Here is a 20,635-nt window from a genome sequence, read left to right on the forward strand (position 1 = left end):
CCTCCCTGTCAGAAAGGCGGACAACGGGCAGTGACGGCAGATTGTTTTCCGCCGTATCCTTGATTATTTAAGGGCAAAGTAAGGCATGGCGACTTGCTTACCGTTAATCACCATTGAGACATAACCTTCCGGTTGAGCCGTGTTCACCTCATCTGCTTTCAGCAGACGAGATTCCAGTAAAACATCGCCTTGTTCATTGGCACCGATACCCGCTTTTCCGTTGTGAAGCGTGAAACGCTGCACCGCATGGTGAGCATCAGCACCGGTCGGCGCTTTGGCAAACTGCATCTCGCTGTCGAAGCGGGCACACTTGCCGGTCATAAAGCGGTCTTTGGCAGTGGACTTCATCAGCACGCCGGCTGACGCCAGCCAACCCGCTAACTTCACGAAAACGCGGGTATCGGTGTCATACGGCGTAACGTACATCACGTCGACGATCGGGCTGGCCCCTTCGGCATGCCAGCTGGCCTCAAATTTATGCGTCTTACGCTGCAAACTGATGATCGCTTTACCACCGGTGCTTTTGCCGTCCACCACCTGGGTGAGCACGCTTTTATCGGTGCCGTTGCTGAACGACGCCTGACCAAAGATTTCGATTTCCCAGTTATCACCGACGTCAGGGGAATAGATATTGCCCAACTCATACCATTTTTCCTGATTGGTATTGTTGATGATGCGGAAGCGCGAGGTCAGGTAGTTGTATTTCATGCTGCCGTCGACGGCGACGCCGTAAGACTCAACGCGCGTCGAACCCCGCTCCCAGGCACCGAGCAACTCTTTACCCTGCTGCGAGTTATCAATCCAGCTGCCGGACTGCAGGCTGGTCTGACGCATGTTCAGACGGGCAAAGTGGGCAATCAGCGGGTTTTTACAGGCTTCCAGACTCAGCGCATCGATAATCCACTGGCCGTTAGAGATGTTGCCTGGGTTCTCGGTATGTTCGATCCAGCCGTTATGGATGATCGACTGACCGCAACGCTCCAGATTCAGCACCATCCCTTCGGTGCAATACTGCGCATTGAAGTTAGACAGCTCGATGGCCGTGCTGTGGTCCCACTTGCCCTGCGGCAGATTTGACCAGATGGATTTGATCACATCGCCGGTACAGTGGGTGGCATACCACTGATCGATTTTACAATCGAGGGTATCCATCAGGCTCAGTGAGGTGCCGCCCATGCGCACAAAGCGTAAGGAGGCGCCACGGAAGAACTGGCCACCCTTACATTCGTTGAGGAAGAAGCCCTGTTTGTTGGGCTGCGTGTCGGTGCGGCCATTGACGTTCAGGTTGCTGATTTCCACCCAACGGGTGTTCACTTTGAAAATAAAGTCCGATTTACCGTCGGAAACGATATTGGTCGCCGGGAAGTAACCGAAGTTGACCATTGCCCCGGACACGCGGAAGAAGCGGGTCTGTTCGCCGGAGAAGTCACAGCCACTGACAAAGAAGGTTCCGGCCGGGAACTGTACGCAAATCTGCTGGTTCGCCTGTTGCGACCAGTTGTACATCGCTTTGATTGCCGGTGCCGCATCGGTTTTGCCATCATCGATAGCGCCGAAATCAAACAGCGTCAGACGGTTAAAATCTTCAACGACACGACGCCAGTGATAACCCGGACCGGAGAAAATCACCCCGCCATCGTCACGGCCCGCTTCGAAGGTGCCGACGAACTCACCGCCGCCCTCTTCCAGACCGTCGTGCCAGCTGCTGAGTTTGACTTTCGCCCCTTCAAACAGCGGACGCGTTTTACGCAGCTCATCAACCGACGGGATTTCGCCAATCAGCTGATAGCCCGCAGGCTGTGCCAGACGCTGGCTGAAATTGTTGGCACCCGGACGGGAAACATCGGGAATGTTAAACAGCGATTTACCGCTGTCATCAACCACCGCCATCGAGTGCGCCGGATCGGCGATCAGCGCGGCATTGTCATCAATAAACTGCTGGAAGTTACCCTTATTGAGCGCAATCGGCTGCTCAATTTTAGACAACTTGCCGTTGGCATTTTTCAGAAAAACATCAATCAGATTACCTGCCTGAGTCGGGTCCGTACCGGCTTTACCGATATAGAGCTTACCGCTGAAGGTTTTCCAGAAGCGGTCAGGCATGGTGTAAATATTTTCAGGCGTCAGGACCGGCACATCCTGCTTCGGCACGTCTCCCGGGGAGACATCTTTCAGCGAAACAGAGGCCTTTTTATCAGCGGCCTGACTGGAAAACGAGCTCACAGAGAGGGCTGCAAGAATCGATGAGAAGCCGGTAATTAATTCTCTTCTTTTCATTCAAGTAATCCCATAGTCAACAGACATTATTGAGGTGTGGCGTGAATTTGATTTCCAGAGGCAGTTCTTCACTGGACGGCGTCAAACCAGCCAGTGAAGGTGCTTAACAGTTAAACCAGAGAGAGCCAGCTTTCTTTAATCACCTTGCCATCAAACTTCAGCGAGGTGGTTTTGGTCTTCTCACTCATGGCGTAGAACAGCTCGTCGTTATGTGCGAGCTGGTTCATTTTTGCAATAAAGGTGGCACGGTCGTTCATTGGCACCAGGAAGCCATCGACGTTGTCGTTGATGATTTCCTGCGGCCCGGTTGGGCAGTCATAGGCGACTACCGGCATTGACCAGGATTTCGCTTCCAGCAGGACCAGCGGCAGGCCTTCATAACGTGAGGTCATCAGCGCCATATCACTGTCGCGGTAGTAATCGTTGATATTGGAAACGCGGCCAACAAACGACACGCTGTTGCTGATATTCAGGCTCTTCGCTTGCGCGATCAGCGCGTCTTTCAGCTCGCCGTCACCGGCAATCACCAGTGTCCAGTCCGGGTTGGTCGCCACAAAACCCTGCCAGACGTCCAGCAGCAGATCGAAGCCTTTCTGGTGGTCCAGACGGCCGACTGCCAGCGCCTGACGGTTGCGCGTGGTTCTCTCGAAGTTTTTGAATACCACCGGATTGGGAATGGTCTTGCTGGGGATCCCCCACTGCGTAAAGACGCTATCGTCTTTATCGGTCAGTACGATGACGCGATCGTAATAACGCAGCATGAGATATTTGAGGAATTTAATCGGCTTGCTGAAGGAATTAATCGCAATGTGTTCGCAGGCGTAGGTCCTGGCTGTTTTCTTTTTCAGTGAAAGCATGTTCCAGAAAGCAAACATCACGCTGAGGCGACCCATGCTGATCAGGAATACGGTGTCGAATCCCTGCTCGTTGATGCGTTTTACCGCACTGCGAATCGGGTTTTTCTCACCTTCAAAACTGACAATCTGCTTCACTTTCTCGAAGGGATAGAAGGTCTTACCTGAGCCTTCGAGGGAGTAAATCACCACTTCATGTTCATCGCCTAAGCATTCAGACATAAAGTTGCATATGTTCTCGGTTCCGGCGTAGGAATAGGCGTCTTTAATCACCAGCACTATTTTTTTCATCGCGGACTAACCACCTCTGTCACATCAATGTTAAAAACCCGGCCCGCAGCGCCAGTCAGTGGCGAAGTGCGGGCCGGGTTACGGTGTTCGTCTTTCTCAGACTGAAACGTTTCAAGCCACAGCAATCATCTGTGCTTAAGCGTGAACAAAACGCCGTTAACCATGTACCAGACGTAATAGTAATACACTTTTAGTGGATTGTTTTTATAGATAAATCTTAATAACTCAAGGTGCCACTTCGCCGCTTTGTTTTTATTCCGCGAAAGGGAGTCACCCAGCTCGTAGTAAACGACCAGATTTTTCTCAATCACTCGCGCCTGCTTGTACTGTTCAAACAATTCGTAGAGGAATAAAAAGTCCTCGTGCCCCTTTTTCTGGAACATAATATTGCGCGCCGGGCGACGGAAACAGACCGATGAGAAGCAGATACGGAACTGCTTTTTCACAAAATTATCTTTCATCAGGTAAGGCTTGCTGTAGGTCACGTCGTAAGACTTGGTGCGGGATTTATAACCGTAATGGGAAATGACCAGATCGTCGCCAGCGGCCATCGCCTGAGTTTGCAACATCAGCTTATCTTTTTCCCACTCATCATCACTGTCGAGGAAAGCGATAATCTCTTCGTTCGCTGCCAACAAACCGACATTGCGGGTTTCCGCCGCACCGAGGTTCACCTCGTTACTGAGGATAGTGATACGGGCGTCGCGGCAGTGCTCCTGCACAAAGGCCAGCGAGTCATCGGTGGATTTATCGTTAATCAGATAGATTCGCCAGTCTGTCCAGGTTTGATCAAGTACCGATTGTACTGCCCGCAGAACCGTGTCCCGCGCATTGTACATGGGGATGATAATGCCCACTGTGCCGATTTGATTTGTCATCTGATTTCCTGAATCTGCATCGCTGAAGCGTAAAAATGGAAAGAAAAAAGGCCATAACATTCATGGCCTGTGAAGAATTCGGTGCGCGTCTGAACTACATCCCTGCCGCAGGCGGTGGCGTAAACGGCAGCGACGGTTTCCTGAACTTGAATTTCATAAACGGCTTCTCGATATACAGGTAGGTCAGCTTCGACAGGCTGAACGACACCACAAAGAACACCGTACAAAACAGCAGGCAAGAGAGCCACGACTCTTTAAGATAGAAGACCGGGATCTTCTTCATGAAATACAGCACGATGCCATGCATCAGATACAGGCTGTAACTCACTTCCCCTATCGACATCAGGATTCTGTTTTCCAGTATGCCGAAAATCGAATTACCGCTGCACGCCACGGCGAAAATAATCGACAACGAGGCAAAGAAGAACAGGTAGAACAGCGCATTACTGGTGAACAATAATGAGAATGCCGCGAGAAATACGCACAGCGCAGCCGCCGGTTTTGACTCTTTCAGCGGCGCCAGCAATGAAGCGTAGCGGTAGCAGAAGAAGCCGGTGGCAAAACCCAGTACCGGACGCGGATCGCAATACGACTGGCTGTTAAGGCGAATGCCGTAACCCACCGCAAAAATGGCGGCAATGCTGCCTAAAACCAGGGTGGTGGTGTGCTTTCTTTTGGTCAGAATATTCAGGTAATACACCAGCGGAATCGAAGCGTATAGCAACCATTCAATGCGTAATGTCCACTCGACGCCCGCGTTTACAGCGGAAGTATTAAAGTCCCCAATATGGTAGTTGCCGACAAACAGCATCCACATAACGAAGTCTTTCAGGGTGGTCAGTTGGTCAGGCAGCTCGCCGTTGAACGCCCCAATCGTAAACACCACAAACCCGGTAAACCAGAACATCGGCACGATACGCTTTACCCTGGAGGTGAAAAGGCCGGAGGTGCTGTATTTCTCGGAATAGATCAGTCGGTAAAACAAAAAGGCTGAAATCATAAAGAAGATCAGCACACCGAACTTGCCGGCGTTAACAAAGAAATTCCCTTCTGAGAACCAGGAGAAGTAATCCTTGTTATAAATCCAGTCATGATCGATAGAATATAAATAGTGTGCTACGTGTGAAAAAGCCACAATGGCGGCCAAAAGACATCTCAATCCAGAGAGACTTTTTACCCCTTTATCGTTATAAATCCCTTTATCAAACGACAACCCTTTGAGGATTAAAACAGACAACGACAGTGAAATTACCATCATTAAAATGTACATGTTCTTATTTTTTGCTCTGTGTAAATAACAATTAAAAAGAACTACCTGTATTGGGCCAGTTGGTGTCCAAACCCTTTATCAAGCAGTTGGAAGGTTTGCTCAGCCTTGTTTTTGTAGAGACTCTCGGACGGATGAATACAGTCTGCTGACATCAGAGATTGCCAGTTATCCAGCGTCTTAATCCGGTTGTACTGCGTAACTAAAGGAACAGAGAGTTCGCTCGCAACTTCAGCCAGTTTTATCGCATACGGACCTACATTCCATTTCTCCGCTTTTCCACACAGTGGGTTGGGTTCCTGTAATACCACCTGTTTGCCATTGTTCCTGGCAATAGTGACCAGTTTAATCATGATGGCTTTATAGTCGTCCGGACTTTCAACATACCCGTCCATATCATTGAAGCGATAATGACGGGCATCATTGATGGCGTAATTCAGCAGCACCAGTTGCGCGGGGGACTGCTTCATCTGCTGGTCCCACGGCATTTTACTGCCATGCGTCCCGCGCAGCAGTTCCAGCGCTTCGGCAGAAGGAATGCCGCGGTTAACCACCTCGACCCGCGAGCCATATTTTTCCTGAAGCGCCGCGTTGAGGAAGCTGATTTCGTTATTTTTCAGGATGGTTTGCCGGCCACCTTTCGGCGTGGTCACGCCCTGGGTGGTGGAGTCGCCGTAGGCTTCAATCACAAAGCGATCGCCAGCACTGGCCGAGAAAGCCGTCGCCGGCAATAAAGCCAGCGACGTTAATACGATAAGTTTCTTCATTCCCTGCCCTGATTAGTTGGTCAGACGGAAGGTATCAGAAACGGTGTAACCCACGACGGCCTGCTTCACCTGGATGGTGTTGTAGTAGAGGTAATACGCGACGATCAATAACACCATCATATAAACCGGCAGCTTCAGTACCCTTTTGGCGTAGAACACCAGCGTGGCCAGCACGATCGGTTCAACCTGCAACAGGTAGTTCGACAAACGCGCGCCTGACGGATAGTCATAGAAGAAGATCCTGACCGCACCACCGATTGAGAAAATCAGGATGATCAGGTAGTTAAAGCTGTATGCCTGCCAGTCGGTCTCTTTCAACTTTCTTGACAACATAAAGTAGCAGAAGACAAAGACCAGAATGATGTTCTTAAAGTTAGCGATCGAGAATACCGACGTCGGCTCGGTCGAATCCCCGTTACTGTAGTCCGCCGCACGTTGTCCCAGCCCCCCGAGATGCGAGGAGATCAGCTGAACAAAGTTATTCCCGCCGACTTTGGACAACGGCACGCTGACCAGAATAATCATGATCGGAATAAACGGCGACTTTCTGATAAACAGGAACGGAATAATGGTGACGGCAATGACCGCGGTGTTATGGCTGAAGAACGACAGCAGGAAGAAGGCAAACGCCCACATCTTCTCGCCGGTAAACAGGAAATAGACAAAGCCGAGGAAAAAGGCCGAGCTAAGTCCGAAGCGGATCTGGTTCATATCTTTGTTGATAAAGATATGCGCTGAGTACAACGCCAGCGTCAGGATCGGGTACGGAGAAAGCCTTTTAAAGAATGCGGCGTTGATCGAGACCGAGATTGCGCAGTAGATGAAAATCAGAATATCGGCGTTTTTCGATACCACACTGGCAATAAAGGCGATAACAAAGGTCAACGGCTCATAACGGAAGAAGGCAATGGTCTGCCAGACGCCGTTCACTTCAATACGTTGCAGGAAGTCATGATAGAAACTGCGGTACTGATAGTCATCCATTCCCGTTCCGAGTCCGCGGATACCGCCAAAGACAATCAGAACCAGAACGCAAATCAGAAACAGGTACGTGGAGATTTTTTGACTATTGTTATTCCCCTTCGTAATAACTTCCAGTATTGAAAGTAATGCGATAAACCCTGAAATATACCAGTATGGAGACATTTAAGCTTTCCTTATATTTTCCAGCTTAATATACAAATTTTCTTAGATTTTATGGGTAAAACTTGCAGTGTGTAGTTGCTCATCCCAACAGGGTAAAATTGCCCACAACGAGACGTTTCCGTGTTCTGTTGCCGGTTTACTTGTTTCCCAGTCGCTCTTTGAATTTGTCTTTCAGGCGATTGATGAAATAGGTGCGGTTATCTTTATTGGTCAGGAAAAAGTAACGCATAAAGCTGACGCTGGCATGCAGCGACTTGCCATCCATCTTGTAGCGAAGCGGCAGCTTGTAGGCGCGGTAAGTATTGATATCGCGCTGCGTCAGGTAAGGCTTCATGTTATCCAGCCAGAATTCAGAATACTTGACCGACTCACCTTTGTGCTTGGAACCAAATTTGGTCACCAAATGGTAGTTAGCCAGCGGCTGGGCAATCATCACAAATTCATAGCCCTTTTTATCGGCACGAATGCAGAAATCGTAATCCTGATGACGGATGTACTTCGGGTCAAATTTAATGTCTTCAGCATACTCACGCTTCAGCACAATGGTGCTGGTCTGAATAAAGCCGTAGCAACCGAACAGATATTCAGCAACGGTTTCGGTCCGCGCTACCGGCTGCATTGGCATCACCTTCAGGAAACTTCCGTCCTGAACGATGTTCACCTGGCTGAAAATAATAAACTTCTGTTTGCCCTGCGCTTCCAGCTTTTGAATCTCTTTCAGTGACTCAAGCAGCTTGTCTTTATGCCACTCATCATCCGCATCGAGGAAGCTGATGTAATCGCCGGTCGCCAGTTCGATACCTTTATTACGGGCACCGGATCCGTTCAGCTTCTCCTGCGACAGCACCAGATTAATCTTCAGCTGGCTATATTTCTCTGCCTTCACCACTTCCGCCAGTTGCTCAGCATCAGCGGATTTATCATCAATGATGATCACTTCAAAGTTTTGGTAGGTTTGCGCAGCTACGCAGTCGAGCGTGGTGACAATTGATTCGGATGCATTGTATGCAGGAATGACAATCGAAAAGAAAATATCCTTCATTATCAGGCACCTTTTAAACGTCCAGATGAAACGGCCTAACGAATAACTCCCCTGCCCTGCGGCTCAAGGGGAGCAAATTAAAAGAACCTTTCCCGGTCAAAGCGAAAAGGTTCTTCTTTATTACTTAGCTTTTCGCATCCTGCTTGTACTGGTAATCGTAATAGTCATAACCGTAGCCATAGGCATTGGAGGCTTTACGTACCACGGCGTTAAGGATCACGCCCTTAATTTCAATACCATTCTGTGCAAAGCGCTTGTAACTGATATCCACTTCTTTCAGCGTGTTGGTCTCAAAGCGAGCCACCATCAGTGAAGTGCCTGCCAGCTTACCGATAATAGAGGCATCGGTAACGGCGAGGATTGGTGGGGTATCAATCAGCACCAGATCGTAGTTCTTGCTTGCCCACTCCAGCAGGTCGTTCATGCGGCTGTGCATCAACAGTTCTGAAGGGTTTGGCGGAACCTGACCGCGTGGAATGAAATCAAAGCCGAAGTCGCCGCGCTGTACCAGGTCAGTGGTGAATGGCGTTTTGCCAGACAGCACGTTAGACAGACCGACTTTACCGCTGGCGCCTAACAGTTCGTGGGTATAACCACGACGCATGTCACCATCGATGAACAGCACTTTCTGACCGGCTTTCGCCACCAGGGTTGCCAGGTTGGCACAGATAAAGGTTTTACCAATACCCGGGCTGGCACCGGTGATCATCAGGATGTTGTTTTTGGCTTCCATCATCGCGAAGTGCAGGCTGGTACGCAGGCTACGAATCGCTTCAATGGACAGGTCAGTTGGATTGCCCAGCGCCAGCAGCGTGTTGTGTGGGTCAGTTTTGCCCTGCACATTACGTTTGGTGAGCGCTTCAGCATCCTTCTTACGCTGCCATTCGGACAGTGGGACGCTGGCGTAAACGCTCATGCCCAACTCTTCCAGCTGATCCGGACGGTCGATACCGTGGTGGAACATCGCTTTCAGCACGATATAGCCAACGGAGAACATCAGGCCCAGAATCATGCTGGCTAAAATCAGCAGCATTTTCTTAGGTGCAACCGGGCTACCGGCGGTTTCGGCGGTGTCTACGATGCGAACGTCACCCACGGTACTGGCTTTGCTGATGTTCAGTTCCTGTTGACGGTTCAACAGCTGCATGTAGATTTCCTGACCGGCCTGCACATCACGCGTCAGACGCACGATATCCTGCTGGGTCTGCGGCATCTGGCCGATTTTGGTGTTCAGCTTTTTCTGCTCCTCCAACAGCGTCTGGCGTTTTTCTAACAGCGCGCGGTAAGTCGGGTGATCTTTCTTAAACAGCTGAGACACTTCGGCTTCACGGAAGGTCAGTTCGTTCAGCTGAGTCTGGATGCTGACAGAAGAGTCCAGCGCAGATTTCGCTTCCAACGACATATCCACCGAGTCATTCGCACGACGATAGGTATTCAGCTTGTCTTCTGCAGCGTCCAGCTTGCCACGCACATCCGGCAGCTGCTTCTTCAGGAAGATCAGACTTTTCTCAGCTTCTTCAGATTTACGCTCAACGTTCTGGCCAACATAGTTGGTGATAATCTGGTTCAGCACCTTGCTGATCTGTACCGGATCCTCACCGTTGTAAACCAGACCCAGCACGCCGGTGTCTTTGCCTTTATCCGCAACGTTCAGGTTATCGTTAACCATCTTGATAGCCTGCAGCTCAGAAAGCTTGGTCGCGGTGAACGTGGTGCCGGCATCAATACCCTGAATGGCTTTAACCATAATGGTTACGCCTTTCTGGTTTTCTACCTCACCCACTTTGCCTTTAAACAGCTCGTCACCATCTTTGCTGACGGTGTAGCTGTCCGGGCCGTTGACTTCGATTTCAACGTTACGTTTTTCCCAGTCCATCGGTACGGTCAGCAACGGCACGTCCAGCGTACCCGGCTTGTTACCCGCCATACGTGACAGGCCCTGGCCAATCACCGGCAGGTAGTTCTGCTGTACCAGCACGTCCAGACCCAGGTCATGAACCGTTTTGCCGATAACCATACGTGAAGTCACAATCTGCACTTCCGTGTCAGACGTTGGCTGCGCGTTTGGCATCATTTGGGTCAGGTCGTTCAGCACGGTGTTCGGGTTTTTATTCTCTACCTGCACCATCGCATCCGCACTATAGATAGGCGTGGCGAACAGGCTATAAAGGGTCCCTAACAACATAAAAAGCGCTGTGACAGCCACAATTACCCAACGATGGTCTACCAGTTGTCCCACAAGATGCGCCAGATCCCATCCATTGGAATCGTCTTTTTGCGCGGACGGTGCCTTACTTTTTATATTCATGGATATTCTCAACTATCGGCTTAATGCGTTGACCCATTTCTGGGCAGCGTTTTCGAGTATTCCGTACACGGCTTCAAAGGCTTCGCGGCTTTTCTTATAGGGATCCGCTATTTCCTGTTGGTTAAGCCAGTGGCCAAATAACATGGTCTTGCCACGTACGGAAGGGTTGATGCGGTTGACCAAATCGACATGTTTCTTTTCCATCACCAGGATCAGATCGTAATCCCGGCACATGCCTGAGGTCAGCTGTTGGGCGACGTGCCCATCCAGTGAGACCCCATGTTGATCGGCCACGCTGCTTGCTGTCCCATCGGCTGCCTCGCCCACCATGGCACCGAGCCCGGCTGAAGCGATTTTTTTATCTGGCAATGCCGATTTGAGTAACCGCTCCCCGGTGGGAGAGCGGCAGATGTTTCCGACACAGACCACTAAGATTGAATTAATCATAATGTTCCCCGGTCATTACCAGTTGTGAATCGTCTGGACGTTACGTGTTGCGTCGTAGAGGCCACTGATGGTTGGGACCAGCTGCGAAATTACGCGGTTCCAACGTGCCAGAGGCGTTGCCGTAACGTAAACGATGTCGTAAGGCTGCAGTTGGAACTCAGAGCCCATGACCATCGCCGAAGCGTCTTTGGTATTCAGCTGATAGATATTCGCAATCTTCTTACGATTGTTGCCTTTGATAGGGCGGATTACGAATACGCCGGTGGCATCGGCCACGGTCTGATCCATCCCCTGAGCAGTGCCCAGCGCTTCCGCCAGCGTCATGCCGCTGCGGTCCATTTTCAGGGTGGCAGGCTGTTTCACTTCGCCCATTACAAAGACTTTCAGATCGTCGTTGCGTGGAACGTAGAGAATGTCGCCCGGATAGAGCAGATGGTTCTGGGACAGGTCGCCATTTTGCATCAGCGCCTGCAGTGAGATAGGCATCTCTCGACCGTTGTGCGTCAGCACAACGTTACGCCAGTCGGCCGTAGCAGTCAGACCGCCTGCGGCGTTAATGGCATCAAGGATAGTTAACGGTACGTTGGTGATTGGCTGCTGACCGGAGGTGGTCACTTCGCCCGTCACGTAGGCTTTTTGCGATTTAAATGACGCTACGCTGACATCGACCTGCGGGCTTTCGATGTACTGCGCCAGACGACGAGAAATCTCATCACGCACTTCCTGCACCGTGCGGGTGGCAACGCGAACGCGGCCAATGTACGGATAGAAGATGGTGCCGTCTGAATGTACCCAGTTACCGGTATCGCTCGCGCTGCGGTACTGGCCAGCTGGCGTAGTCAGTTCAGGGTGATCCCACACGGTGACGGTCAATACATCGCCCACACCAATGCGGTATTCATAGTTCTGCAATTCGTTCTGCAGGCTTGGGTTAGGCTGCGCAACGACAGGCGTTGGTCGCATTTGCTCAACCAGACCTGGGGTCATAGGAAAGACGTTGACGTATTTATCAATATCGAAGTCACTATCCTGCTGCTTAATGACATCTTTTCCGCTGGTGGAAAGGTTACTACCCGGAGCGATGGTACATCCGGAAAGGAGTGCTGCCGATACCATCAGGGGTATCAATTTCGTTTTGATTGTGATCATCTGGTTCTTCGCTATCAGTAAATTGATTGATAGTGGCGAGTCCGCCGCTGTGTAGCGTCATGCAAAATGAATAAGGTGAAGCAACTGTTCAAGCACTGTAACTGTCAGTCATTATCTTTAACTCCCTATCCTTTTTTATGTCTTGCCGGATTGATTAAAGCCGACGCTTAACATTCATCAAAAAAAAGTTTGTTTAGCTCGCAAGTCAATGACAGTTAGCAGTCAAAAGACACTCTTTAATACCGGGACGAGCCGACAACGCCCGCCCCGTTTTGACGGGACGACGCCCCTGTCAATAAGCCCCATCACGTTTCAAAACCACACCAACCGTTTTGAAAAGAATGGCGATATCGTTCCACAGTGACCAGTTTTTTACGTACCAGGAGTCAAAGTAAACACGAGTTTCGTAATCAACATCATTACGGCCACTCACCTGCCACAAGCCGGTCATGCCAGGTTTCGCCATAAAGTAGTAATCCACATCACCCGCGTAACGCTCCAGCTCATCTTCAATGACCGGACGCGGACCCACCAGACTCATTTCACCGCGAACCACATTCCACAACTGCGGCAGTTCATCAAGGCTGGTTTTACGAATAAAGTGACCAATACGCGTAATACGCGGGTCGTTTTTCAGTTTGAAGTCTTTATCCCACTCGGCCCGGGCAATCGGGTCGGTGCGCAGCACTTCCTCCAGCACTTCTTTGGAGTTAACGCACATAGAGCGGAACTTAAGGCATTTGAATTTACGGCCGTTCATACCTACACGTTCGTGACCATAAATCGGGTTGCCGCCATCGCGCGCTACCATAAAGATCAGTACCGCCAGCGCAGGCATTAACATGGTGATGATGCCCAGCGCACCGATAATGTCGAACGCGCGTTTCACGATGCGTGAGGTGCGCTTTGCCAGGTTATTACTGACGCGCAGGATCATCACTTCGTGGCTGAAGATATATGCCATATCCGTGCCATATAGCGGAACGCCGCGTAATGAAGGTATCACGGAAACGGAACGGCAGTTATGTTTCGCCAGATTTTTCAGCCACAAATCGCGGAACTGACTCTGCTCATATTCAACGGCCACGATAAACTGCGTGTCGCCGTTCACCAGCTGCCACAGCGCATTCTCTTCGCGGACGACAGGAATACCAAATAAGGCTGGGGCTGGCGTACCGCCATCAACATCGTAGAAGGCCACAACATCGAAACCCATCACCTCTTCGCTTTGCAGCGCCAGGTAGGCTTCTTCGGCGTTTTTGCCGCTACCGATAATAATCGTTTGTCTTTTCCACAGACCGTAGTGGTTAAGAATACGCTTCACGATGGCGCGGCCAATTGGAATTAAGATTAACGCCAGAATCCAGGTTGTGACCCAAATCCAACGGGACATTTCCCATTTGGATAATGCGGTAATCGACAGGTCGATCACCGAGAAAATCAGAATAGTTCTGAATATTTCTTTTAACTCAAACCAGAATGGCTTGCGATAAGTATAGTGGCGCTGGCGAACCCAGAACCAAAAGATACAGACCACAGAGAGAATAATGTGTGTCGCTATTTTTAACTGCAGCGCTTGTAGAGAAATATCGCTCAGAAGATTTCCGGGCAATGCATTAATCAACAAGATTGCAATAAACAAAGAGGCATTAAAAAAGACTAAATCTGAAAGTGCCAGTGATAGTTTAATTAACAATCCTTTAAAGGTGAACTCTATATCGCGCATAGTTAACTCTTAATTTTTTCTTCGGAAGCCTGTGATTTATTAATTTCCACCACTGAAAATAATTGCGTGTTTTTTACTCACGTCATTTATTACACAGGAAACGTATTTGGGAGTCGTGTTAAAGGTCATCGTAACTGGCAGAGCGACAAGAGAATTGACATGTAAAATCAACAACAACGGTAGTGACACCCCAGCTTGCCCGCCCATTCCTGGTCTGGCACGCTACCGCCCCTGGCTTGTAGCTGCCAATGCGCTGTAACGCTGCTTTACCTTGTTGTTTTTATCCTGTCCTCTCCGGGCTCAGGCTAACGTGTTTGCCGTCTTAACGTGTTGCTGTTCACATAAAAAGAGATTAAGACGCCGTTACTGCGCAAATTGCGTCATTAACGCAGACATTTACTAACACGTTGCTATACTAGTTATTACTGGCCTGTTTACAAGAGGCTGTCCCTGCCCGCACTGTCTTTTAGGATTAAGACTACCTTTCGTTCCAGTCTATACCTTGCATACACTCTCCACCTTCTGGATAAAATTCAGATTAATTCGATCTCTTAAGATTAATCCTGAACGGATTGCGTCAGCCGAGAAGTATCACCGAATTTCCGCTCACAACCTATGCGAATAGTCTTGAAAACTCCGGCAGCAAAATACTCCGGATTTATCTTAGTAAATTCATTTGATGATTATCCCGCCAGTGACGATAAACTGAGCTTTCACTTCAGCTGACTCTTCCGATTATTTGTTGAATCGCTGCCGATTCACTATCATCATCTCAACTGTTTCAATCTTTGCAGGTGTGTGCGTAATGTTCGAATGGATCGCCGATCCCTCTATCTGGGCTGGCCTGGTCACCCTTATCGTTTTAGAACTGGTCCTGGGGATTGATAATCTTGTCTTTATCGCCATCCTGGCGGAAAAACTCCCCCCTGCCCTGCGCGACAGAGCCCGTGTCACCGGCCTGCTGCTGGCATTAGTGATGCGGTTGCTGCTGCTGGCATCTATCTCCTGGATCTCCTCCCTTATTACGCCGCTTTTCACACTGATCGGGCACCCTTTCAGTGCACGTGACCTGATCATGCTGATTGGCGGGATCTTCTTACTGTTCAAAGCCACCATGGAATTGAACGAGCGGTTGGAAGGCAAGGATGAGGATGAAAACCCACAAAAGCGTGGTGCTAAATTTTGGCCGGTTGTCGCGCAAATAGTGGTCCTGGATGCGGTGTTTTCACTGGACTCGGTGATCACTGCCGTCGGCATGGTTGATCACCTCGCGGTGATGATGGCCGCGGTGATTGTGGCCATCTTCCTGATGCTTCTGGCCAGCAAACCATTAACAAGATTTGTTAATGGACACCCGACGATCGTCATCCTCTGCCTTAGCTTCCTGCTAATGATTGGTTTCAGCCTGGTCGCCGACGGTTTTGGCTATGAAATTCCAAAAGGCTACCTTTATGCCGCGATTGGCTTCTCAATCATCATCGAAGCGCTGAATCAGCTGGCGCAATTTAACCGTCGCCGCTTCCTTTCATCGACCTCGCCATTAAGGAAGAGAACCGCAGAAGCGGTGCTGCGTTTATTACGCGGCAATCATGAACCGGCCGAACTGGACTCGCAGACCTCGGCACTGGTGGCCGACAATATTGAAAGCCAGGCGATTTTCAATAAGCAGGAGCGGATGATGATTGCGCGGGTGCTCGGCATGGGCCAGCGCACGGTCAGCAGCATCATGACCTCGCGCCATGATGTTGAGCATGTGGACCTCAGCGAGTCGCCTGAGAAAATCATGTCACTGCTCGACCTGAATCAACATACGCGCATCGTAGTGACCGATAACAGTGACGATCCACTTGGCGTGGTACACGTTATCGACCTGCTGAAACAGTCCCTGCACGGGGACAGTCTGGATATCAGGGCGTTGATCCGCCAGCCCCTGGTGTTCCCCGAACAGCTCACCTTACTGCCCGCGCTGGAGCAATTTCGCACCGCACGGACGCATTTCGCCTTTGTGGTGGATGAGTTTGGCTCGGTGGAAGGGGTCGTGACATTGAGTGACGTGATGGAAACCATCGCCGGCAACCTGCCTAATGAAGGTGAAGCGATCGATCCGCGCTACGACATTCAGCAAAATACCGACGGCAGCTGGACGGCTAATGGCCATATGCCGCTGGACGACCTGGTGATGTATCTGGAGTTACCGCTGAATGAGAAGCGGGAATATCACACGCTGGCAGGGTTACTGATGGAGCATATGCAGCGGGTGCCGCAGCAAGGGGAAGAGATTCAGGTGGGGGATTTCCTGTTCCGTACGTTGCAGGTAGACAGCCACCGCGTCCAGAAAGTGCAAATCATTCCGTTGGCGGTGACTGAAGAGCCGGATTACGAAGTCTGAGCAACTTCCCGGCTCCTGCTACATGTCTTTAAGCAGTTTCTGTACTGAGCTGTTTTTATCGCTGCTCTTGTTACGATCCGACCACTGCTGTAGCCGTTTTTTCGCTTCATCCTGCAGCTGCTGGCGCAGCACCTGGTCGACCTGTAATGAGTAGTTCAGCCCAGACCACGGCCCGTAAATGCGCAATGGCACCGGCGTCGACTGCAGGCGTTTCACCAGCTCATCATCGCCCTGCCAGCCATTCGTCACCGTTACACCGAAGGTCATGTCCGCCTGCTGGCTCGCCAGGTTGACCTGCCCTTTGCCGCTGTAATCCAGCATCGAGGAGTGTCCCTGCAATCCAGGGAAGGTCAGTAAGCCGTTATTGAGCGAGGCGTTACCTTTAATCTGCTGCAGATTGTTTTCCTTCGCCGCATCGGCCGGCCCACGAACCCGATTACTGTTTCTTTCTACCGCGCGCTGGATCATCTGCTGGAAGTTAAGCCCGGCCATCTGGGCATTATCCAGCGTCAGCTCAGCGTTACCCTGCCAGGCCTGCTTAAAGGAAGGCACCGTCAGGCCAGAGCCGCTGAAGTTTCCGGCCAGCGACAGATCGCCGCTAAGGGAAGCTGGCAGAGCAAAGGCTTTCAGCAGCGGTGCCACGGCAATGTTTTTTAACGTCGGCTGCAACTTAACCATCGTCTCAGCCGTGCGCACATCAATACTGCCTGGCAGAGAGAAGTCACCGCTGCCGGCTTTACCGCTTAAGGTCGCCAGATTCAGCAAGCCACCTTTACTCGACGCACGCAGATTAACCTGATCGAAATCCATGCCCCGCCAGCGCATTTTATCGACCGTTAGCGCAACGTTGCCGTCCATCGCATTGAGCGGCGAATTAGCATTATCATGCTCAACCGGGCGGGAAATGACCGGGCCAGGGCCCGAACGTTGCGCCTGGACCGTCTGGCCACCGTCGGCACTGTCCGGCTCCAGACCCAATAAGGAGTCCATATTGAGCAACGGTGAGTGCAGGTCGACATTCAGCTGCGGACGGGCGCCGAGCATGCCGCTGGCGCTGCCATCAAGCTGGCTGTCATTGGCGGTCAGTGAGAGATTTTTCAGGCTAAAGGCCTGATTATCTCCCGCCCACTCGGCCTGCATTTTCATCTGCCCTTTCAGCCCGTCTTTCGGCAGGTCGGCACCGGTCATCTGGTAATCCAGCTGATTGATGGCGGCGGTGAGATGCTGAGGATAGCGGCTGACGTCCAGATCGCTGTTGAGGTTGAGCAGCAGTTCGCGCTGATCGCGATTGATACGGCTGCTCAGCTCAATGTGCGCCTGACGCTTACTGTCCTGGGATAGCTGAAGGTTGAGATCACGAAGATTGAGCTGCTCGCCGTTATCCTGTTGCCAGATCAGCAAACTGTCGGCAATGCGCAGTTCGGCAATATCAAACTTCCAGCCATGGGTCACGCCTTCGTCCGGGTTGTTCCCCGCCGGGCCGACGGGCGCATTAGCCGGACGTTGCGCTTCGCTGTCCGGGGTGAGATTGAACACCGCCCCTTTCAGCATCACCTGCTTCACCGACAGCTGGTGAGAAATAAGCGGAAGAAGACTGACATCAAGACGCATGTTGCTGGCGCTGACCACCGGCTGTTTGGCACCCGGCGCGGTCAGCGTCATCTGACCGGAAAGAATGCTCAGCTGCGGCCAGACATGCCAGCGCAGATCGCCATTGAGCGCTAAACGGTAGCCGCTGCGCTGCTCAACCTGCTGAGCCATGTAACCGCGAAAATCGTTGGGATTAACCAATAACACCAGCGCAGTCATTCCGGCCACAATTACCACCAGCAAAATAGCCAGCGTGGTAATAAATCGTCTCATGCCTTCCCCTTATTCCCGTCACGGTTACCCAGTGGCAAGACGCTGACGGGCCAGATTATTCTAATCTTTGTCGATCCTGCTGGCATCCGCGCCCTGCTGCCCTTTGTATTTGGCATCGGTGCGGCGGTTATACGGCCGCGCAGCCGGGCCGGACAGCGGTTCAAAACTCAGTGCGCCGATCAGCATACCCGGACGCAGTGCCAGAGGCAGCTTACCTGAATTATAGAACTCCAGCACAATTCGGCCCTGCCAGCCCGGATCGATGCGGTGAGCCGTGACGTGAACCATCAGCCCAAGACGCGCCAGAGAGGAGCGTCCGTCCAGCCAGCCTACCAGATTATCCGGCAGCGTGACCGACTCCAGCGTCACGGCCAGCGCCAGTTCGCCCGGATGCAGGAAGAACGCCTCGCCTTCCGGCAGGACAATCTCGTCACTCATCACGCGATCCAGCGCCGCACTGACTTCATCCTTTGGACCACTGAGATCGATAAAGGCCGCGGTGTGCCCGCGGAAGGTTCTGAACTGATTCCCCAGACGCACATCAACGGTCGCACCGTTAATGCGTTCCACCGGTGGACGTGGGGTGATCTCCAGCTGGCCATTGTCCAGCCAGGCTTCAATATCGCGGTCGCATAATCTCATGGATAAAATTCCCTGTCGGCTATTCGAAGAATTGATTGATCTTGGCCTTCAGAATATCGATGGCGATGCGGTTTTTTCCGCCGCGAGGCACGATAATGTCAGCATACTGTTTGGAAGGTTCGATGAACTGCAGGAACATCGGACGAACGGTTTTCTGATATTGCGCCATGACCGAATCCATCGAGCGGCCACGTTCATTCACATCGCGCTTCATACGCCGCATCAGGCAGATATCCAGCGGCGTATCGACGAAGATAGAGAAGTTCATCTCCTGGCGCAGACGGGCGTCGGTCAGCAGCAGGATCCCTTCCAGGATGATGACTTTTTTTGGCTTCAGCTGAACAGTCTGCGCAGTACGGGTATGATCAACATAGCTGTATACTGGCAGGTCTATCGCTTCACCGGCTTTCAGCTTCTGCAGATGTTGCAGCAGCAGACTATGATCCATCGCGCTGGGGTGATCGTAGTTGGTTTTGACCCGCTCATCCATGGTCAGATGGCTTTGGTCTTTGTAATACGCATCCTCGGGGATAACGCCAATATTTTCATCACCCACACGTTCGCGCACTTCGCGATACAGTGTGCTGGCGATAAGACTTTTTCCCGAGGCAGATGCGCCGGCGATACCTACGATGACGCACTGGTGCGACTTGTCAGTCATAAAATTAAAGACCTGATTACTGGTTGTCTGAGACAAAGGAGAGGACGATTTCGCGCGTAATTATAAGGATTTCGGGGGTTTGATGCCAGAGAAAAGCGCGGAAATGCTTTTAGGACTTTCCCGTTAGCCGTGCCTGGCAATGCCCGTTAAACTGGTAACAATGAGACCAAGCTCACATTTTAAGCCGGGCAGCTTTCGCCAGGCGTGAAGTGCATAATCAATAAGTTATCTGTATACCGTCCCTGCTCACGCTGGCCCGGCTCGGTAACACAGTAAGAAGGAAACACGGTGTCCTGGCATATTTTGCATATTTTGACTTATTTCGGCGACAGCATGCTGTTGATCCCCACGGCGGTGATTATGGCCATTCTGATTACGTGGAAAAACAGCGACCGTCGCGCCGTCTGGTATTGGGCGCTGGCTTTTTGCGCCGCGGGTGCCATCGTCAGCCTGTCTAAAATCGCCTTCCTCGGATACGGCATTGGCAGCGCACGCTTCAATTTCACCGGCTTCAGCGGCCACAGCGCCATGTCCGCCACTCTGTGGCCGGTCATGCTGTGGTTACTCAGCGGCCGTCTTAAGCCGGCCTGGCGCACCTGCGCGGTGGTGGTGGGTTACCTGATCCCGCTGATGGTCGGCGCCTCCCGTCTGGTGCTGAACTACCACTCCACCAGCGAAGTAGTTGCCGGTCTGATCCTGGGCTTTACCTTGAGTACCGCGTTCCTGGTCAGCCAGCGTCGTTCGGAGCTGCAGGGATTTTCCGCCACCCAGCTGTGCATCGCGCTGTTGTTGCCACTGCTGCTGATGAGCCACGGTCGCCTGGCGACCACCCAGCAGTTCCTGCAGCGCTTTTCGGTGCAGCTTTCCGGTATCGACCATGCCTGGACCCGGGCTGAGTTGCTCAAACTCCGTCAGTAATCCCACCATT

General features: G+C 51.5%; 16 protein-coding genes. 2 read left to right on the forward strand and 14 right to left on the reverse strand.

The features are described from left to right. Positions 1-63: 63 nt before the first annotated feature. The 11 genes from E2F51_RS21860 to wbaP form a co-directional block, all read right to left on the reverse strand. Positions 64-2,277 carry a phage tailspike protein gene (locus E2F51_RS21860; RefSeq protein WP_013202950.1) on the reverse strand — a complete coding sequence of 738 codons (2,214 nt, stop codon included), beginning with the start codon at positions 2,275-2,277 and terminating at the stop codon, positions 64-66. Positions 2,278-2,387: 110 nt separating this feature from the next. Beyond that, positions 2,388-3,422 carry a glycosyltransferase family 4 protein gene (locus tag E2F51_RS21865; RefSeq protein ID WP_134824566.1) on the reverse strand — a complete coding sequence of 345 codons (1,035 nt, stop codon included), beginning with the start codon at positions 3,420-3,422 and terminating at the stop codon, positions 2,388-2,390. Positions 3,423-3,547: 125 nt separating this feature from the next. After that, complete coding sequence (locus tag E2F51_RS21870; protein ID WP_041692062.1) at positions 3,548-4,300, reverse strand: glycosyltransferase family 2 protein; 753 nt, start codon at positions 4,298-4,300, stop codon at positions 3,548-3,550. 94 nt (positions 4,301-4,394) lie between these two features. Further along, positions 4,395-5,558 (reverse strand): acyltransferase, encoded by a 1,164-nt coding sequence (locus E2F51_RS21875; protein ID WP_245174155.1) that lies wholly within the window; start codon positions 5,556-5,558, stop codon positions 4,395-4,397. A gap of 53 nt (positions 5,559-5,611) precedes the next feature. Beyond that, positions 5,612-6,334 (reverse strand): SGNH/GDSL hydrolase family protein, encoded by a 723-nt coding sequence (locus E2F51_RS21880; protein ID WP_134824567.1) that lies wholly within the window; start codon positions 6,332-6,334, stop codon positions 5,612-5,614. 12 nt (positions 6,335-6,346) lie between these two features. Beyond that, positions 6,347-7,480 (reverse strand): EpsG family protein, encoded by a 1,134-nt coding sequence (locus tag E2F51_RS21885; RefSeq protein ID WP_041692063.1) that lies wholly within the window; start codon positions 7,478-7,480, stop codon positions 6,347-6,349. Between the two features lie 136 nt (positions 7,481-7,616). After that, positions 7,617-8,522: a glycosyltransferase family 2 protein gene (locus tag E2F51_RS21890; protein WP_013202956.1), complete on the reverse strand. Its 906-nt coding sequence runs from the start codon at positions 8,520-8,522 to the stop codon at positions 7,617-7,619. 124 nt (positions 8,523-8,646) lie between these two features. Next, on the reverse strand, positions 8,647-10,830 hold the full coding sequence (locus E2F51_RS21895) for a polysaccharide biosynthesis tyrosine autokinase (protein WP_134824568.1): 2,184 nt from the start codon (positions 10,828-10,830) through the stop codon (positions 8,647-8,649). 12 nt (positions 10,831-10,842) lie between these two features. Further along, entirely contained in the window at positions 10,843-11,277 is a 435-nt protein-coding gene (locus E2F51_RS21900) for a protein-tyrosine-phosphatase (RefSeq protein WP_013202958.1), read from the reverse strand. Between the two features lie 15 nt (positions 11,278-11,292). Beyond that, complete coding sequence (locus E2F51_RS21905) at positions 11,293-12,426, reverse strand: polysaccharide export protein (RefSeq protein WP_041692064.1); 1,134 nt, start codon at positions 12,424-12,426, stop codon at positions 11,293-11,295. A 292-nt stretch (positions 12,427-12,718) separates the two neighbouring features. After that, complete coding sequence (gene wbaP, locus E2F51_RS21910; RefSeq protein WP_013202960.1) at positions 12,719-14,152, reverse strand: undecaprenyl-phosphate galactose phosphotransferase WbaP; 1,434 nt, start codon at positions 14,150-14,152, stop codon at positions 12,719-12,721. Positions 14,153-14,957: 805 nt separating this feature from the next. Between wbaP and E2F51_RS21915 the strand changes: the two genes are divergently transcribed. Beyond that, entirely contained in the window at positions 14,958-16,541 is a 1,584-nt protein-coding gene (locus E2F51_RS21915) for a TerC family protein (RefSeq protein ID WP_134824569.1), read from the forward strand. Between the two features lie 18 nt (positions 16,542-16,559). On the opposite strand, the gene asmA is transcribed toward E2F51_RS21915, so the two are convergent. From asmA to udk, 3 genes are read right to left on the reverse strand one after another with little or no spacing between them, the layout of a single operon-like run. Then, a complete protein-coding gene (gene asmA, locus E2F51_RS21920) occupies positions 16,560-18,404 on the reverse strand; it encodes an outer membrane assembly protein AsmA (protein WP_134824570.1) in 1,845 nt (614 codons plus the stop codon). Positions 18,405-18,464: 60 nt separating this feature from the next. Further along, positions 18,465-19,046 carry a dCTP deaminase gene (gene dcd, locus E2F51_RS21925; protein ID WP_053144132.1) on the reverse strand — a complete coding sequence of 194 codons (582 nt, stop codon included), beginning with the start codon at positions 19,044-19,046 and terminating at the stop codon, positions 18,465-18,467. A gap of 19 nt (positions 19,047-19,065) precedes the next feature. Next, positions 19,066-19,707, reverse strand: coding sequence for a uridine kinase (gene udk / locus E2F51_RS21930; protein ID WP_013202964.1), 642 nt, complete (start codon positions 19,705-19,707; stop codon positions 19,066-19,068). Between the two features lie 288 nt (positions 19,708-19,995). On the opposite strand from udk, the gene E2F51_RS21935 reads away from it, so the two are divergent. Further along, positions 19,996-20,625, forward strand: a complete 630-nt coding sequence (locus E2F51_RS21935) for a phosphatase PAP2 family protein (RefSeq protein ID WP_242600671.1) — start codon at positions 19,996-19,998, stop codon at positions 20,623-20,625. Positions 20,626-20,635: the final 10 nt, after the last annotated feature.

The sequence above is a fragment of the Erwinia sp. QL-Z3 genome, assembly GCF_004551645.1.
Taxonomy (GTDB): Bacteria; Pseudomonadota; Gammaproteobacteria; order Enterobacterales; family Enterobacteriaceae; genus Erwinia; species Erwinia billingiae.

Bases quoted from the DNA above. Each gene is read 5' to 3' on its own strand.
- E2F51_RS21860 (WP_013202950.1), bottom strand. From the start codon at position 2,277: ATGAAAAGAAGAGAATTAATTACCGGCTTCTCATCGATTCTTGCAGCC.
- udk (WP_013202964.1), bottom strand. From the start codon at position 19,707: ATGACTGACAAGTCGCACCAGTGCGTCATCGTAGGTATCGCCGGCGCA.
- wbaP (WP_013202960.1), bottom strand. From the start codon at position 14,152: ATGCGCGATATAGAGTTCACCTTTAAAGGATTGTTAATTAAACTATCA.
- E2F51_RS21880 (WP_134824567.1), bottom strand. From the start codon at position 6,334: ATGAAGAAACTTATCGTATTAACGTCGCTGGCTTTATTGCCGGCGACG.
- E2F51_RS21915 (WP_134824569.1), top strand. From the start codon at position 14,958: ATGTTCGAATGGATCGCCGATCCCTCTATCTGGGCTGGCCTGGTCACC.
- dcd (WP_053144132.1), bottom strand. From the start codon at position 19,046: ATGAGATTATGCGACCGCGATATTGAAGCCTGGCTGGACAATGGCCAG.
- E2F51_RS21870 (WP_041692062.1), bottom strand. From the start codon at position 4,300: ATGACAAATCAAATCGGCACAGTGGGCATTATCATCCCCATGTACAAT.
- asmA (WP_134824570.1), bottom strand. From the start codon at position 18,404: ATGAGACGATTTATTACCACGCTGGCTATTTTGCTGGTGGTAATTGTG.
- E2F51_RS21900 (WP_013202958.1), bottom strand. From the start codon at position 11,277: ATGATTAATTCAATCTTAGTGGTCTGTGTCGGAAACATCTGCCGCTCT.
- E2F51_RS21865 (WP_134824566.1), bottom strand. From the start codon at position 3,422: ATGAAAAAAATAGTGCTGGTGATTAAAGACGCCTATTCCTACGCCGGA.
- E2F51_RS21890 (WP_013202956.1), bottom strand. From the start codon at position 8,522: ATGAAGGATATTTTCTTTTCGATTGTCATTCCTGCATACAATGCATCC.
- E2F51_RS21905 (WP_041692064.1), bottom strand. From the start codon at position 12,426: ATGATCACAATCAAAACGAAATTGATACCCCTGATGGTATCGGCAGCA.
- E2F51_RS21895 (WP_134824568.1), bottom strand. From the start codon at position 10,830: ATGAATATAAAAAGTAAGGCACCGTCCGCGCAAAAAGACGATTCCAAT.
- E2F51_RS21875 (WP_245174155.1), bottom strand. From the start codon at position 5,558: ATGATGGTAATTTCACTGTCGTTGTCTGTTTTAATCCTCAAAGGGTTG.
- E2F51_RS21885 (WP_041692063.1), bottom strand. From the start codon at position 7,480: ATGTCTCCATACTGGTATATTTCAGGGTTTATCGCATTACTTTCAATA.